The following is a 16795-nucleotide window of genomic DNA, read 5'->3' as shown; positions in this document are numbered from 1 at the left end:
AATTAGCAATAATTACCGAAACATATAACATAAAATATAAAGAATTTAATGTCTGTGTTCGTAATAAAAAATCCCTGAATGACATTGTCAAACAGGGAACTGATTGTGTGGGCGTTGACGGATTCGAACCGCCGACCCTCTGCTTGTAAGGCAGATGCTCTAAACCAGCTGAGCTAAACGCCCCTTTTGCAGGGAGTTATTCTTATCATTTTGAGGTGGGCGTTGACGGATTCGAACCGCCGACCCTCTGCTTGTAAGGCAGATGCTCTAAACCAGCTGAGCTAAACGCCCTCATCGTTTGTCGCTTCGTCAGAATTCGTGGGCGTTGACGGATTCGAACCGCCGACCCTCTGCTTGTAAGGCAGATGCTCTAAACCAGCTGAGCTAAACGCCCGTTTTCTGAAAAAGCGATGCAAAATTAGAAAGAATTAAAATAACAGCAAAATTATATGGGATTTTTTTCAAAAATATTTTTTTAGAAAGAAGTCGGATAGAATCGGCATTTAATTAAAAACGGTGCTACAGGCGTGTAGAGCTTCGTGTCTCTCCCGGTCCCTAATCGGGCGCTTTATTAAATAGCTATGAAGCATCTCTTCACTACGGCAACCGTTATATAAGCAGAAGCGACAAGCGAGGAACAGAGCGGGAGTCTCGCAAAGATTTTTGAGAAAAACCAGTAAAAACCCTCCCTTAAGTTGATGGAGCGAAGTATCTGTCGCTCTACGGCATTCTGCTTTTGTTGCGGAGGCAGGACTCGAACCTGCGACCTCAAGCGTATGGAACTTGTATGCTAACCAACTGCTCTACTCCGCTATAAAATCCAACTCGATTAAAATATACCGAAAAATGGATTTAGATAAGGGCTATTAGTAAAACTCTCTGTCATTACAAAGAACGACTAAGGTTATTCACATACCTCTTAAGAATGTGGTGCGACATTTGCAAAGAGTGTTTGACACCATTATAGGCACGAGCCGACAAGAAATGCCGTTATTAAGCTCGTTATAAACGAAGTATCTCTCTGCTACGGCAACCGCATTATTTCCAATCCTTCAAAGATTGTTTTCTTTACGGTGCAAAAATCGGGACAAATTACGCAACCTATTTGCGTAATACAAAAAAGTTTCAAAAAAAGTGCAAAAAAGTTTAACTACGCACATAGACTGCACATGAGATGTTAATTTTGCAGTTATAAAATAAGGAAGAACAAATAACATGGTTTCAAGATGAGCATTTTGCCATTTAGAAAGGAAGACAGACAAGCCATAATATTCATTGGTATACAAGCCAGCGGCAAGACGACATTTTATAAAAAAGAGATGTATGATGGGGGCTATATTCATATCAGCCTCGATATTCTCCATACAAGAAACAGAGAAGCAGAAAAGTTAGAGAAATGTGTTAGAAGTAACAAGTCTTTTGTCATCGACAACACTAATCCTACAAAATCGGACAGAACGAAGTATATTCAGTTAGCCAAACAACACGGTTATCACATTATAGGCCTATTTTTCCAAAGCAAAGTGAAGGACTGCATAAAAAGGAATGAACAAAGGGACGGCAATATACCTTCGAAAGCGATTGCCGCTACGAGCAACAAACTCGAGATGCCTTCCAAATCAGAGGGCTTCGATGAATTATATTTTGTAAAAATATGCAACAACGATTTTGAAATAACAAAATGGGAAGGATAAGATATGAACTTTGACACGCTTGACAAACAGATGCGACGGTTTGAACAATCGCTTGACAGAACCATGCTCGAAGGGATTTATATAGTAGCCCGACTTGACGGACACGGATTTACAAGACTTACTAAAAAAGAGTGGAATCTTGAGAAACCTTTTGACACCAAATTCCGTGACGCCATGATTGAAACCACAAAGCACTTGATGAGTTGTGGTTTTCGAATAATCTACGGTTATACTCAAAGCGACGAAATTTCATTGTTGTTCCATTTGAAAGACGAGACTTTCGGAAGAAAAGAAAGAAAGTTAATATCAATACTTGCTTCTGAAGCATCCGTTGCGTTCTCAATGCAAACGGGCAGAGCAGCCATATTCGACAATCGATTAATCCCACTTCCCACTGCAGAGAATGTAATTGACTATTTCAGATGGCGACAAGAAGATGCGCACCGCAATTCTCTAAACGCTCATTGCTATTGGGTGCTACGAAAAGAGGGTGTTTCTGCATATGACGCTAATGCATGTATATCGGGCATCTCGAACGCAGAAAAGAACGAGATTCTTTTTAAAAGAAGTATCAACTATAACAACCTTCCAGATTGGCAAAAGCGCGGTGTCGGACTGTATTTACAAAAAGAACAACGACAAGGCTTTAACCCCAGAACTAAGAAGACAACGACTTTTGTCCGTCAATCATTACGTATAGAAATGAATTTACCTATCGGTCAGGATTATTCGAGTCTTATTGCTGAAATAATTGATGAAGCCAACAAGGAAAAGAAATAACCGATTTTGAAATTATAACGATTGCTTAATGATTGATATCAGAAAGAAAAATGAAGTTGTAACTTTGCAGTGCATTTATTACAAAACAAAAAGACACACCAATGAAACATTTATTGAAACAATGGACAGTAGTAACTATTCTGATACTTAGTGGAATCAATCTGCAGGCTTGTTCGGAATCAGATTATTCCTTTCTGCCTGACACATCTTCACTTAGCACCTGGCATGCAGGAGACACCGTATCGGCAAAGGCTATAGAGACTTTTGGGGGTATTGACAAATGTTTTGCTGCAGAGCCCATACCTGATGGTGTATGGGCGAGAATGCAAGGTAAGACATACAAGGAAAACCCACATATCGGACGCGACGACTTGCGCCATGTCCGTGCCCTTCACTGGGACTACGATGAGAAGATACACATCGGCGAAATGGTTTGCAACAAGATGATAGCCGAACGTGTGGCACACATCCTGCGCGAACTCTACGAAGCCAAATATCCAATTCAGCGGATGCTTTTGCCTGATGTCTATAATGCCGATGACGAAACACAGATGCGCGATAATAATACGTCATGTTTCTGCTATCGTGCAGTTGCCGGGACCACCAAGTTGTCGAAACATGCACGCGGACTGGCTGTAGATATCAACACGCTCTACAATCCATACTATAAGGATCGTCCCGACGGCACACGTTTCATACAGCCGGCTACAGCAGAAGAGTATTGCGACCGCACCAAGGACTTTCCCTACAAAATAGACCATGATGATCTTTGCTTCCTACTCTTTAGAGAAGCAGGCTTTGAATGGGGCGGCGACTGGACGACATGCAAGGATTTCCAGCATTTTGAACTCATCGAACAACCCACAGTTCAGCGAATCGTTGAACGCGGGAAACTGCTCGTAGGTACGACTGGCGATTATCGCCCTTTGTCGTATTGCGAAGCCGATGGCAATTATTGGGGATTTGGTATTGAAATGGCAGAAATGATAGCAAAGAGAATAGGAGTTGAAATTGAGTATGTACGAACCTCATGGCCCACGCTGACTGCTGATGTCCTGACAGAGCCACAGACTTTCGACCTTGCCATCGGAGGGATCACCATCACAGAAACGCGTAAGGAGACCATGCTGATGAGTAACGGCTATTTAACTAACGGAAAGACCATACTATGCAGGTCCGCGGATGTCAATCGGTTCCAATCGCTTGCAGACATCAACAAACCGGAAGTGCGCGTAATGGTAAATCCAGGGGGACTCAACGAAGAGTTTGCCAAAGAGAACCTTACTAACGCGACCATTATTGTATATCAAAAGAATGAAGAAATCCCAAATCAAGTAGCAGAGGGCAATGCAGACGTTATGATAACTGAAATAACCGAAGCGCCTTGGTACGTCAAAAATGATACACGCCTCGCCGCACCACTCATCAACTCTCCCTTCACTCACGGAGAAATTGGTGTACTGATGCGAAAAGGGCAAGAAGATTTGCTTTCACTCGTAAATACGGTTATAGCACAAATGAAATCCGATGGCTCGCTAAGAGAGTTACACGAAAAGTATGGATTAGTGTACGGTTACGAATAGGCAAACAGACTCAAGAAGAGATTACACAAAAATAGAGTTGTAAGACCATAATACTTACCGATTGAAATAACAAAATAGGTCGGAATCCAATCAAGGAAGCCGACCTCATTTTTTCAATGCCCAAAAAGTTTAGCTTCCTAAGATATTGTGCAAGTATTTTGATGAAATTTTTCGTCAGAAAGTGCAACATTATTGAATTTGGCACATAAATTATCTTATCTGCCGTGTAGATGCCTGTCTGTGAACTTCCTAAGATATTGTGCAAGTATTTTGATGAAATTTTTCGTCAGAAAGTGCAACATTATTGAATTTAGCACATAAATTATCTTATCTGCCGTGTAGATGCCTGTCTGTGAACTTCCCATTTGGCTTGGGCACCCTATTGTATTTTTTTCATAGTTGATGATTAAACGTCTTCAAACGGCATCTTCATTGAACATGTATTCTGTTTGATAATCCTGATTGCTTTTTACCAACGCATAAGCGATGTGGATTAGTTTGTTTTTGACATTGTTAATGGCTACACCGTACAGTTTTCCTTGATCTATCTTCCGTTGATAGTATCGTTGTATGGCATCATTGTGCTGGATGGCACTTCTGGCAGCCATAGAGAGCAGGCCTTTGAGTCTGCGATTGCTTAGGTGTCTCACATCCTGTCTTGAGTTGATAGTTGTGCCAGAGGTGTTGCGGAAAGAGGCGACCCCACAGTATGTGGCCATCTTGTTGGCTGTCGGGATGTTTTGAAAATTTCCTGAGAAAACCATCAGGGCGACAGTGACCACCAGTCCGAAGCCTTTGATGGATTTCACATGTTCATAATTTCTTTCTAGTTGTTCGTCTGAACGAATTACCTCCATCATGGCGTTTTCGCACTCAGCAATGCTGCGTTCTAGCCGCTTTATTTCGTTATTGGTGTCGCGGCAGATGAACTTGGCTGCTTTGCTGACGGCATCGCCTTGGCTTTTCATGGCTTTTTGGCGGTTCTTGACACCTTTTAGCTTATCCACAAGGTTCTGGCGATACATGAACAGGTCTTTCAGCGCGGCCAGTTCCTTGTTTGGTATTTTGAAAAAGTTGATTTTATCGGGATGTCTGCGAGCATAGTCGGCTATGGCCATAGAGTCCGCCTTGTCATTCTTGCCTCGACGAATGCCCAAACTCTGTTTGATTTGGAGTGCGCTCTCTCGCCAAACGTGCATCTCATTCTCAACCAACCAGTGGCACATCTGCTTGTCATATGCGCCCGTGGTCTCGCAGCAGAACAGCCATTGCCCAGTATTGGTGTCACGAAGAGCATGTTTCAGGTCGCGGACCATTGAGCGGTAGCCTTTCTTGCTGTTCGGGTACTGTGCCAGATACTTCGGTTGCTGCTGGAAATCCGACTCTACAAAACTCACGTCAATAGTTTCTTTAGAAACATCAATGCCGATAAAAATCTTTTTCATACCTTTGTCGTACTTGAATTTTACATTTGATTGACCGTAATTAGTTGGGAATTACCACCCTAAATAGGTTTCAAACCTAACTTCCTAATTGACTTTCAACTAATAAAATCCAGGGAGGCCAACAACTAAAAATAGGCTCAAAACCTAGCGGACACCATTGACTATCTCCCTGGCGGTCAATCGTTACCTTACTACGACAAAGGTAATGAAAGCCGTGCAGCGATGAATAGTTTGATTAAAAACTTTCATCGCTGCAAAGTTAGGGCGGACAACAATATTTTCTTTTAGAAATCGCGTACCAAGCGGACACTTGATCCGAATTCACGCTCTTCCATGCTGAGAGCAATACCTTCGCCGTCGTGGAAGCCCACTACGTGGGCATACTCTGGCATGGCAGATACTGAGGATGTCCAATACCAACCCGTTTCTTGCCACTCTTCTATGATTACTCTTAATACCAGTGGGCGTGGGATTGTAATTTTCCATTCTTCTGACTCCTGCTGCGGGCAAGAATACTGCACCAGCGGCTTCCATAGCATCCCATTGGGCTGCTGAATAGACGTTTGTGGCATAGTGTTCAGAACCTGGCTCCCATGTTAGACCATCAGGGAGTTTCCAAACGTCTGGCAAGATAACCGCTCCCTTAACACCGCAGACGGTAGCGAGAGACAATTTATCTTCGTTGCCTTCACGATAGAAGAGCAGATGTTCCCATTCGTCAGCAGTAAGTGTGCGCCATCCGCTGTTCTCTTTCTTGCCACCATTGCTAATGGCGTTGTAGCCCCAGTCGGCTGTGCCTACAAGATGAGTTTGGAAATAGTAGGTGTCAGCCCAAATGTTCATCCATCCACGCTGGTCTGCACTGTTGGGCGGATAACATTCCTGACCATTCGGGTAGCCACTTGTGCCAAAGCCAAATAGACTGATTTCATTTCGGTCGCTATAATTGAGAGAAGGGCGATTGTTCTTATCGCCATCTTCGAGCATGTCATACTGCTTGTTCATGAAACTGAAAGTCCAGTTTCCCCATACCCATCCGTAAGTTTCTGAATAGGAGGTAGTAGAGGCTTTCAGATTACCTTTTGAGAAGTAAACTTTCTTGCCACCACCAATACTAAAAGCACCTGTGCTGCTTAAATCCTTGCTTTCAGGAGTTAAATTTGCTTCGACAGAACCCAGTTCTCCACGCCCTAAGGCATTAAACTCCGATGTGTGGCTATATTCGATTTTGCCTGCTGCGGCAAGCACTCCTTCGCTTTGAACATGGCATCTTACTTCAATCGTTAGGTTGTCGTCGCCAATGGGCAGAATAGGTACCACGATGTTTGCGCTTGGTGCATTAGCAGGAAGTTCGAACACACCGATGCCCGTCGCTGGGAATACCACCTTCACCTCGCGCTCAGAGGCATCTGAGGTGGTTGTAGGTGTGTAATTCAAGTCTTCTGCATCATATTGAAGCGTTACAGCGTCGGAAGTGATTCTGTAGTTTTCACTCTTGACAATTATTGCGTCAATCGCCAATGTGTTGCTCGTACTGTTTGTGATTTTTACATTTACTCCTGCTCCAACTTGGCGGAAGTGCAAATCATTTCCTTTCGTGGGCGTATAAGCCACTATTGGGAGCACTATGCCTTGATTGCCACTGGCCGACATGAGGCAGCTGTAAGAGTTGGGGAAGCGATAGGTGCCTGATGTTGCGCTACCATACTCCACAAGTTCCATACCAGACGTAGCCCAGAATGGTTTGTTATTAGCAAACGTGTTCACAAAGCGATTGAGCAGATAGGCATAATCGCCCAGTGCAAATACGGGTACTTTATAGATTGTGGCTTCGCTGTTATTGTTTCCAACGGTGAGTTGGTAGGCAAGTGTCCAACGCGAAACCTTATTCTCGCCAGTTTGTTCTGCACCATTCATTTTGAAATTCTCCATCGTCATATTGATGGCATCTATATCGCCTCCACCATTGCATATTTCGTCCCAATAGCGGCACCATTCCATCTGTTCTGCCGTTGCAGGCAAGAGGGTATAAGCGGTGCTACCATCAGTGCCCAATATAGCATTCTGTAGATAAGCCAAACCCCACGTTGGATTGCTTACCTCGTTATCTACGTTCAGCAGAATTCTGATATTCGATTCAGACATGTTATAGGTGAAACTACCGATATTGTGGCCACCCTTCATGCCTACTGGTTCATCGAGATCATCGGTAAGGTAGAAATAGCACCAATAGCCCGTACCATCAGGATTAAAATGATAGACTTGCACGATGCGATTATAGGCGATTCCGTCTGATGTTACTCCGGTGGCTGAATACGAAGTGTACCAATCGCCTATCACATTTTGCATTTGTTCCTCATCTTCGCAACTTGCAAAGAAAAAAGGAAATGTCAGCATCATCAAGAGAGATATGATTTTTCTCATAACGGTTAATGTTTTTATGGAATAAATTAAGTTATGTTATCAAACGAGGTTCTATGCCAATAGCAACATTTACTACTGCCACATTAAAATACTTTATGCATCAACGCGAGAAATTCGATTATTTTCAACCAGAAAAAATCTCCACGGGCATTATCGTATCCTTATTAGCATGACACGTGACAGTGTTTAATCTATTGCAAAGATAATCATTCTTTACAAGAATGCAAACGACAATACAAATTCTATTGGCAAAAGACCAACAAAGGAAGAATAAAATTTGTGAGGATTACGGAAATTTGCTAATTTCGCGTGCTCTAATTGAAGTATAACATATTAAAACAGAAATATTATGTACGATTGGTTTGAATGCAAGGTGAAATATGAAAAGACGCTCGAAGATGGCAGTGTAAAGAAAGTGAGTGAGCCTTATTTGGTTGATGCCATTAGTTTCACAGAGGCAGAGAGGCGCATTATAAATGAAATTAAGCCTTTTATGACTGGTGAGTTTGAGGTTAGCGACATTAAGCGTGTGAAATATGCAGAATTGTTTGAGACTCCTGGTGATGATGCTGACCGTTGGTTCAAGGCAAAGTTGGTATTTGTTACAATAGACGAAAAAACGGCAAAGGAACGTAAGACAACTCAGCAGGTACTTATTCAGGCAGGCGACATTCGCAAAGCTTTGCAGCGTCTTGATGAAGGCATGAAAGGTTCGATGATGGACTATACTATTGCCATGATACAAGAAACATTGATTATGGATGTGTACCATTATCAAGAAGCAGCTCCTGAAAGTGCTACAAAAGCATAAAAAGTGCTATTTTATACAAACAAACTACTCTGCTACGACATTCTTCCAATGGAAGCCATAAAAGAAAACATACAAGCCGTTCTTGCCGATTTACCTCAACATGTGAGGCTTGTTGCTGTATCGAAGTTTCATCCCAAAGAAGCGATTGAAGCAGCATATTCTGCAGGCCATCGCATTTTCGGCGAGAGCCGAGTGCAAGAACTGCAAGAGAAAAAGCCTATTCTCCCTGACGACATAGAATGGCACTTCATCGGACATTTGCAGCCCAACAAGGTGAAATACATTGCTCCTTACGTTTCGCTCATTCATGCTATGGATTCGGAAAAACTTCTCCGCGAGATAGACAAGCAAGGCAAGAAGGTGGGGCGAAGAATTCCCTGCCTGCTACAGGTACATGTGGCAAAGGAAGAGACTAAATTCGGCTTTTTACCTGACGAATTGAAGCACATTCTCTCATCATGCGATTGGAAAAGCCTAAGTTATGCGAAAATATCAGGAATGATGTGCATGGCTACTTTTACAGATGACGAAGAGCAGATTAGGCAGGAGTTCAAAACAGCCAACTCTCTTTTTGAGGAAATTAAGAAGGCATACTTTGCTGAAGATGCAGATTTCTGCATCAAGTCGTGGGGCATGAGTGATGATTACCACATAGCCATCGAGGAAGGCAGTAATATGATAAGAGTAGGCACCCGCATTTTTGGTGCACGACAATACTAAAATTACGATGAATCAAGAAATAGAACGCAGGCGCACATTCGCCATCATTTCACATCCTGACGCCGGTAAGACCACCCTAACCGAAAAATTATTGCTTTTCGGCGGACAGATACAGGTTGCCGGGGCTGTCAAGAGCAACAAGATTCGCAAGACAGCAACGAGCGACTGGATGGACATAGAGAAACAACGCGGCATCTCCGTCACTACGTCTGTTATGGAATTCGACTATAACGACTATAAAATCAACATTCTCGACACTCCCGGTCACCAAGATTTTGCAGAAGACACGTTCCGCACACTGACCGCTGTTGACAGTGCCATCATCGTTGTTGACGGCGCGAAAGGTGTGGAAGCACAAACGCGCAAATTGATGACGGTATGCCGCATGCGCAACACTCCAGTCATCATTTTTATCAACAAAATGGACCGCGAGGGCCGCGACCCCTTCGATCTTCTTGACGAGTTGGAACAAGAACTTCAAATCAAGGTGCGCCCTTTATCATGGCCCATCAACCAAGGTGCGCGTTTTAAGGGTGTCTATAACATCTATGAAGAACAACTTGACCTTTTCGTTCCAGATAAACAAAAAGTGACGGAAAAGATTGCCGTTGATATCAACAGTCAGGAATTAGAGGCGAATGTGGGCGAAGAAGATGCCGCAAAGTTGCGCGAAGATTTGGAACTGATTGAGGGTGTTTATCCCACGTTTGACGTTGATTCCTATCTGAATGCCGAAGTAGCACCAGTGTTCTTTGGTTCTGCACTTAATAATTTTGGTGTAAAGGAATTGCTCGATTGTTTCGTAAAGATTGCACCATGTCCACGCCCGACCAAGGCTGAAGAGCGCGATGTCAACCCCGAAGAACCTAAATTCAGTGGTTTTATCTTCAAGATTACCGCCAACATCGACCCTAACCATCGGTCGTGCATAGCATTCTGTAAGGTTTGCAGTGGTAAGTTTGTTCGCAATGCGCCTTATCAACACATTCGTCTGGGTAAAACAGTACGGTTCTCTTCTCCAACGCAATTTATGGCTCAACGCAAGAGTACCATCGACGAGGCGTGGCCAGGCGACATCGTAGGTCTGCCAGACAACGGCATTTTCAAAATTGGAGATACGCTGACCGAGGGCGAACTGATACATTTCCGCGGTTTGCCGAGTTTCTCACCTGAGATGTTCAAATACATAGAGAATGCTGACCCGATGAAGACCAAGCAACTGCAGAAAGGTATTGATCAACTCATGGACGAAGGTGTGGCGCAATTGTTCACCAACCAGTTCAACGGCAGAAAGATCGTAGGCACAGTAGGTCAACTTCAATTTGAAGTCATCCAATATCGCCTGGAACACGAATATGGCGCCAAATGCCGTTGGGAGCCGATACACCTTTACAAGGCTTGCTGGATAGAAAGCGATGATGCCGCAGAATTGGAGATTTTCAAGAAGCGCAAGTATCAATATATGGCAATAGACCACGAAGGACGTGATGTTTTCTTGGCTGATAGTGGCTATGTGCTTCAAATGGCGCAGGAAGATTTCAAAAATATCAGATTCCACTTCACAAGTGAATTTTAATAATTTGCATTTTAATCACTAAGCACATGAAAAAGGAAGATCTGAAAATAGTCTATATGGGCACTCCCGATTTCGCCGTAGAGAGCCTCCGACGGTTGGTTGAAGGCGGCTACAATGTGGTTGGTGTCATTACCATGCCTGACAAGCCCATCGGTCGCCATCAGGACACGCTTCAGGCTTCGCCGGTCAAGAAATATGCCGTTGAACATGGTCTGAAAGTACTACAGCCTGCCAATTTAAAAGATAATGCTTTCATTGATGAATTGCGGGAATTAAAGGCGGATTTGCAGATTGTAGTAGCATTCAGGATGCTTCCAGAAGCGGTATGGAACATGCCCCGACTCGGCACATTCAACCTTCATGCTTCACTCTTACCACAATATCGTGGTGCTGCCCCCATCAACTGGGCTATCATAAATGGCGATAAAGAGACAGGTGTGACTACGTTCTTCCTTAAACATGAAATAGATACCGGCGACATCATCCAGCAAGTACGCATACCTATAGCAGATTCTGACAACGCGGGCATAATTCATGATAAATTGATGGCTATTGGTGGAGATTTGGTCATAGAAACCATTGACAACATCATTGCCGGCACAATAAAATGTATGCCGCAAAATGAAATAGCAGCCGAAGAAAACCTTCGCCCGGCGCCAAAGATATTCAAGGATACCTGCCAAATAGACTGGCAGAAAGGCACGAAAAGGGTATATGACTTCATACGCGGTCTGTCACCCTACCCTGCTGCATGGACAACGTTGCAAAACGGCGACAAGTCGCACGTGCTCAAGATATTCGAGACTGAGAAAATTGAGGAAAGGCAGGATCTTCCTGTCGGTACTGTTATTATAGAAGACAAACGCTTGCTGGTATCACTTTCCGACGGCATGCTTGCCCTTAAGGTTGTTCAGATTGCTGGTAAAAAACGCATGAAGGTTGAAGAATTTCTCAATGGTTTTCATGCAAACGGCGACATAAAAGTGATATAACATCTTTACATGGTCTGCTTATAGAACAAAAAGCCCTCGGGTAGTCTGCCTACTATCTGAGGGCTTTGCTTTTCCAAAAATCGAGATACTGCTGGGCCACCTTAATATGGTCGTGATGACGCGCAATATACAACTGACTCTGTTTTTTCATACAGGGTATGTCTTTGCGGTGTTCTATGAGATTGCAGAGTTGATCGAAAACACTTTCTTCATTGGGTTCTACATTAACGATAGGTCTTAACTCGTTTTCATGCAGTATCTCATAATTCTCCGGTTCACCACCTCCAACAACCACAAGCCCTCTTGCCATTGCCTCCAGTGCATTCATGGCAGGGGTATAGGAATAGAGTTGGTCAAGTATGACATCGCTGTCGTTCATCAGGCGTTTATATTCTTCAAAAGGCACATTCTCAACCCGAACTATTTCACAAGCGTCAGGATATTTGCTTTCAACGCGTTCCAAAGCGCGTAGCATGATGTCGGTACCCTTATAAGAACTTCTTGAACGCTGTATGCCTATAAAGAACTTTATCTTTTCGCCTGTTTCAGGATTCTCTGCTTCTGCACATTTCCTGATAGGAAAAGGGATATATGTCAGTTTTTGCGGGAAATAAGGTTTGTATCCTGCATAGTATTCATAAAGTCCGGCAACTATGCCATCACAGTCATCAGCAATATACCTGTTCAATTCGCCTTTCGGACCTTCCAGCCAATCGTGTATCCAAATATCGTTATCCTCGCGATGTCTTACTTGCGAGCCTATATTAAAATCGCTGTATCTGAAGGTTTTGCAATCGAGCCCGGCTTTCACCCAATAGTAATCCATCCCAAAGGCACCAAGAAAAAGTTTTCCATTGTTGCGTCGCAATTGATGATAGAATTCATAGTGCCGCTCGGCCTTTAGCGGCAAGAAAACTGGGTTAATGATTTGAACCACATCGTAGTTTTCGAATTGTGGCATCAAAGTCTTGATTTTCAAGTAAGTCTTAATGCCACACCAAGTGCTGTTGCTCTCTCTGAAGAGGTCTATGTCGCGTGGATAGTTTTTCCAGTTGTCGCCCTCGCTGGCAAGCACCACGTCCTGACCTAAGGCTCGCAGTCCTTCGGCAAGGGTGGCATGCACATTACTATATTCGCCAAGCAAGAGAATCTTCATATTATATGAACGACAAATTTACTATTTATTACTAAAAGGTTATCAAGTAAGTTTTTTGATTTTTCTTAACTTACAAAAGAAAGGAGGCATAACTTGACGCCTCCCTTATTAAGACTGCAAACCAGTTTTGGGGTATTCTACTGCATCTCTTTCAATGCGCGGCTGAGTTGGTCGGGACAAGAAGTAGGTTTTGAACCGCAGCGAATGCCTTCGAGGCGTTTGATAACTTCTTCGCGCTTCATACCCTTTACCAATCTGCCTATTCCCTGAAGATTTCCATTGCAGCCCCCAAGGAAGTTTACGCTTTGCACACAGTCGTTGTCATCCACATGGATTTCTATCTGTTTGCTACATGTACCTGATGTAGTGTATTGCAGTGTCTTCAATGCTATTCAGGTTTCATGTTCGTGTAAACGGTTTGCACATCGTCAAACTCTTCGAGACGTTCCACCATTTTGTCGATGGTTTCGCGTTGCTCTGGAGTGACGTCCTTCAGGTCGTTGGGGATATAGGTAAATTCACCGCTCACCTCTTCAAACCCTTCTTCTTCAAGGTGCTTCTGAATTTCGCTGAAACTTTTCGGATCGCCATAGATAGTAAGTGTGCCTTCTTCTTCATCCTCGTCAAATTCATCTTCCACACCATAATCTATCAGATCGAGGATGAGTTCGTCCATATCAATACCTTCTTTCTTCTTGAACGAAAAGACTGCTTTATGGTCGAAAAGGAATGCGAGCGAGCCCATCGTTCCAAGGTTGCCGTTAAACTTATTGAAGATGGAGCGTACATCGCCGACAGTACGTGTAGGATTGTCGGTCAGCGTGTCAACAAATATAGCGATACCGTGAGGACCATAGCCTTCGTATGTCATGGTCTTGTAATCACTTTGGTCTTTACCCATTGCGTTTTTGATGGCGCGATCGATGTTGTCCTTCGGCATGTTCTCGCGCTTGGCAGTGGCGATTATGGCACGCAGTGTGGGATTGTTTTCGGGTTCAGGCCCACCGGTTTTCACTGCAACGGCTATCTGCTTCCCTATTTTTGTAAAGGTTTTTGCCATGTGGCCCCATCGTTTCAGTTTGGAGGCTTTTCTGTATTCAAATGCTCTTCCCATTTGTAATATTCGTTATTATGTTTGATTATTTATCTTAGTTTTGCTCCGAGTTGTTTTTCCAGACTGTTTATAATCTTCTGCATTATTGCATCAGTCTGTTTGTCATTCATCGTCTTCTGGTCGTCTTGCAAGGTAAAATTCACCGCATAACTTTTCTTGCCTGTCTCAAGGTTTTTACCTTCATAAACATCAAAGAGCGTTACTTTCTTAAGCAACTTCTTTTCGGTAGCGTATGCTATCTGCTCGATTTGGGCAAATTCAACCGTCTTGTCGACGAGTAATGCCAAGTCGCGACTAACAGCAGGATATTTGCTAATTTCCTTGAAGGAAATGGTGTTTTTGCGCGTGGCTCTCATGATCAGTGTCCAGTTCAAATCAGCATAATACACATCGCTGCCAAGGTCAAACTGAGCAGTTACGGCTTTTGCAACTTGTCCAAACTCCACATACACTTTTCCGTTCCTGTCGGTTATAGCCAACGACTTACTGAAAACATCGTTGTTACCTTCCTTTATCAGCAAAGCCTTTAATTGCACGCCAAGTCGCGTCAGGATATTCATGACGTAGGCTTTTAGTTCAAAGACTGAACTATCTTCGTCGGGATGTGCCCAACTGCCTTCAATACGCTTACCTGTAAGCCATAGCCCAAGATGTGCATCTTCACTGTATGGCGCGAGCGCTTTTTCAGGATTTCGCCGTGTTTCGTCATATCGATAGCAATTACCAAACTCGAAAAAAGCAAGATTAGCCATCTTTCTATTGGCATTGTGTCGTATGCTTTCAAGGCCTCCGAAAAGCAAAGTCTGACGCAGAACATTCAGGTCGGAACTGAGAGGATTCATCAACTTAACGAGGTTGTTAAGCGCGTAAGTTTTCAGATTTGCATAATATGCTTCCTTTGTCAGGGAATTGTTCATCATTTCGTGGAAGCCACAACCTACAAGTTGCTCACTTATAAGATTCTGAAGTTTGTTCGAGCGGTCTGTGTCTGTTTGGATGGTCAGCGAAGACTTTACGCTCGTTGGTATTTCCACATTATTGTAACCATATATGCGGAGTATATCTTCAACGACATCGCACGGACGCTGCACATCTACACGATATGCAGGCACATGAAGTTTTATACCCTCTTTGGTTTCCTCCACAATTTTCATCTCAAGCGATGTTACAATTTCCTTAATCACATCAACTGGGATTTCTTTTCCAATGAGGTCATGGGCGTATTTATAGTCGAGATTTACCTCAAAATATTGTGGCAATTCACGTGCTACAATATCTTTGACATCCATTGAGATTTTTCCGCCAGCCAACTCTTTTACGAGCATGGCAGCAGCTTTCAGTGCATAGACTTGTTGTGTGGGATCAATTCCACGTTCAAAGCGGAATGAAGAATCTGTACTAAGTCCGTGACGACGTGCACTTTTACGAATCCATGTGGGATGGAAGTATGCACTCTCAAGAAGGACGTTTGTGGTTGTTTCGTAAGTTCCAGATCCTCTACCACCAAAAACTCCAGCGATACACATAGGTTCTTTGGCATTGCAAATAGCCAAGTCGCGGTCGGACAATTTGTGTTCTTCTCCATCAAGCGTCACGAAGGGTGTGCCTTCTGGCATTGTCTTTACAACGACTTGTTTACCCTCTATCATATCAGCATCAAAACAGTGTAATGGCTGTCCGTATGCAAACATGATATAGTTGGTTATATCTACGATGTTGTTTATTGGACGAAGTCCTATTGTAGTCAGTTTCTTCTGCAACCACTCGGGACTTTCTTTTACCTCACAGCCCATAATGGTTACACCGCAATAACGAGGGCAAGCCTCCGCATTCTCTATGCGTATATCGATATCAAGGTCATGGTTATCTACCTTAAAGCCATCCACACTTGGGCGGTGAAGTGACGTTTCATAGCCATTGCGTACAAGCCATGCGTATAAATCACGTGCCACTCCATAGTGTGAACAACCATCCGCCCTATTCGGCGTGATATCCACTTCGATGAGCCAATCGCTTTCAAGATTATAATATTCCGCTGCAGGTGTACCCACAATGGCATCTTGAGGCAATACTATAATGCCGTCATGAGAAGTTCCGACACCTATTTCATCTTCAGCACAAATCATGCCGTTGCTTTCGACTCCGCGAAGTTTTGATTTCTTTATAACAAACTCTTTGTCGCCATCGTAAAGCACTGTACCGAGGGTGGCGACAATCACTTTCTGTCCTGCTGCCACATTTGGTGCACCACAGACAATCTGCACAGGGACTTCTCCTCCTACGTTGACTGTCGTAACGTGCATGTGGTCGCTATTTGGATGAGGTTCACATGTAAGTACCTCTGCCACTACGAGGCCTTTCAGCCCACCTCGAATGCTTTGCACTTCTTCTACTGCACCCACTTCAAGCCCTATGCTTGTGAGCGCTTCTGCTGCCTCTTGAGCCGTCAAATTGCAATCAACGTACTCTTTGAGCCACTTATAAGATATATTCATTTTGG

The 16795-nt window shown here is 43.6% G+C and carries 13 protein-coding genes and 4 tRNA genes; 7 read left to right on the top strand and 10 right to left on the bottom strand.

Translation table 11 applies throughout. From position 1 onward, the window contains the following. Positions 1-108: 108 nt before the first annotated feature. The 4 genes from C7Y71_RS00425 to C7Y71_RS00410 form a co-directional block, all read right to left on the bottom strand. A tRNA-Val gene (locus tag C7Y71_RS00425) sits at positions 109-183 on the bottom strand. A 33-nt stretch (positions 184-216) separates the two neighbouring features. Continuing rightward, a tRNA-Val gene (locus C7Y71_RS00420) sits at positions 217-291 on the bottom strand. 28 nt (positions 292-319) lie between these two features. Beyond that, positions 320-394: transfer RNA gene (locus C7Y71_RS00415), tRNA-Val, on the bottom strand. Positions 395-739: 345 nt separating this feature from the next. Then, positions 740-813 (bottom strand) — tRNA-Met (locus C7Y71_RS00410). Positions 814-1235: 422 nt separating this feature from the next. On the opposite strand from C7Y71_RS00410, the gene C7Y71_RS00405 reads away from it, so the two are divergent. From C7Y71_RS00405 to C7Y71_RS00395, 3 genes are all read left to right on the top strand, one after another. After that, positions 1236-1694 (top strand): ATP-binding protein, encoded by a 459-nt coding sequence (locus C7Y71_RS00405; protein WP_226943490.1) that lies wholly within the window; start codon positions 1236-1238, stop codon positions 1692-1694. A 3-nt stretch (positions 1695-1697) separates the two neighbouring features. Continuing rightward, a complete protein-coding gene (locus C7Y71_RS00400) occupies positions 1698-2474 on the top strand; it encodes a tRNA(His) guanylyltransferase Thg1 family protein (RefSeq protein WP_111898675.1) in 777 nt (258 codons plus the stop codon). A gap of 101 nt (positions 2475-2575) precedes the next feature. After that, positions 2576-4057, top strand: a complete 1482-nt coding sequence (locus C7Y71_RS00395; RefSeq protein WP_193215928.1) for a transporter substrate-binding domain-containing protein — start codon at positions 2576-2578, stop codon at positions 4055-4057. A gap of 416 nt (positions 4058-4473) precedes the next feature. Here C7Y71_RS00395 and C7Y71_RS00390 read toward each other — a convergent pair whose 3' ends face one another. Both C7Y71_RS00390 and C7Y71_RS00385 read right to left on the bottom strand, forming a co-directional pair. Beyond that, a complete protein-coding gene (locus C7Y71_RS00390) occupies positions 4474-5502 on the bottom strand; it encodes an IS110 family RNA-guided transposase (RefSeq protein ID WP_151908873.1) in 1029 nt (342 codons plus the stop codon). Positions 5503-5823: 321 nt separating this feature from the next. Then, positions 5824-7926, bottom strand: a complete 2103-nt coding sequence (locus tag C7Y71_RS00385; protein ID WP_146739500.1) for a hypothetical protein — start codon at positions 7924-7926, stop codon at positions 5824-5826. Positions 7927-8275: 349 nt separating this feature from the next. Here C7Y71_RS00385 and C7Y71_RS00380 point away from each other — a divergent pair, with 349 nt between their 5' ends. The 4 genes from C7Y71_RS00380 to fmt are packed head-to-tail and all read left to right on the top strand — an operon-like array spanning position 8276 to position 12025. After that, positions 8276-8737: a DUF4494 domain-containing protein gene (locus tag C7Y71_RS00380; protein ID WP_111899332.1), complete on the top strand. Its 462-nt coding sequence runs from the start codon at positions 8276-8278 to the stop codon at positions 8735-8737. Between the two features lie 48 nt (positions 8738-8785). Further along, positions 8786-9457: a YggS family pyridoxal phosphate-dependent enzyme gene (locus tag C7Y71_RS00375; RefSeq protein ID WP_111899331.1), complete on the top strand. Its 672-nt coding sequence runs from the start codon at positions 8786-8788 to the stop codon at positions 9455-9457. A 1-nt stretch (position 9458) separates the two neighbouring features. Beyond that, positions 9459-11033, top strand: a complete 1575-nt coding sequence (locus C7Y71_RS00370) for a peptide chain release factor 3 (RefSeq protein WP_193215982.1) — start codon at positions 9459-9461, stop codon at positions 11031-11033. A 26-nt stretch (positions 11034-11059) separates the two neighbouring features. Then, positions 11060-12025: a methionyl-tRNA formyltransferase gene (gene fmt, locus C7Y71_RS00365; RefSeq protein WP_111899329.1), complete on the top strand. Its 966-nt coding sequence runs from the start codon at positions 11060-11062 to the stop codon at positions 12023-12025. 52 nt (positions 12026-12077) lie between these two features. Here fmt and C7Y71_RS00360 read toward each other — a convergent pair whose 3' ends face one another. The 4 genes from C7Y71_RS00360 to pheT all read right to left on the bottom strand — a co-directional run bounded on the left by C7Y71_RS00360 (position 12078) and on the right by pheT (position 16790). Continuing rightward, positions 12078-13181, bottom strand: coding sequence for a glycosyltransferase (locus C7Y71_RS00360; RefSeq protein WP_111899328.1), 1104 nt, complete (start codon positions 13179-13181; stop codon positions 12078-12080). Positions 13182-13318: 137 nt separating this feature from the next. After that, positions 13319-13567, bottom strand: coding sequence for a TIGR03905 family TSCPD domain-containing protein (locus C7Y71_RS00355; RefSeq protein WP_111899327.1), 249 nt, complete (start codon positions 13565-13567; stop codon positions 13319-13321). Between the two features lie 2 nt (positions 13568-13569). Continuing rightward, positions 13570-14295 (bottom strand): YebC/PmpR family DNA-binding transcriptional regulator, encoded by a 726-nt coding sequence (locus C7Y71_RS00350; protein WP_111899326.1) that lies wholly within the window; start codon positions 14293-14295, stop codon positions 13570-13572. 29 nt (positions 14296-14324) lie between these two features. Continuing rightward, positions 14325-16790 carry a phenylalanine--tRNA ligase subunit beta gene (pheT, locus tag C7Y71_RS00345; protein WP_111899325.1) on the bottom strand — a complete coding sequence of 822 codons (2466 nt, stop codon included), beginning with the start codon at positions 16788-16790 and terminating at the stop codon, positions 14325-14327. Positions 16791-16795 lie beyond the last annotated feature (5 nt).

This window comes from Pseudoprevotella muciniphila (assembly GCF_003265305.2).
GTDB lineage: Bacteria > Bacteroidota > Bacteroidia > Bacteroidales > Bacteroidaceae > Alloprevotella > Alloprevotella muciniphila.
The sequence above is the reverse complement of the archived record's forward strand: the minus strand, read 5'-3'. Positions and strand labels throughout refer to the sequence as shown.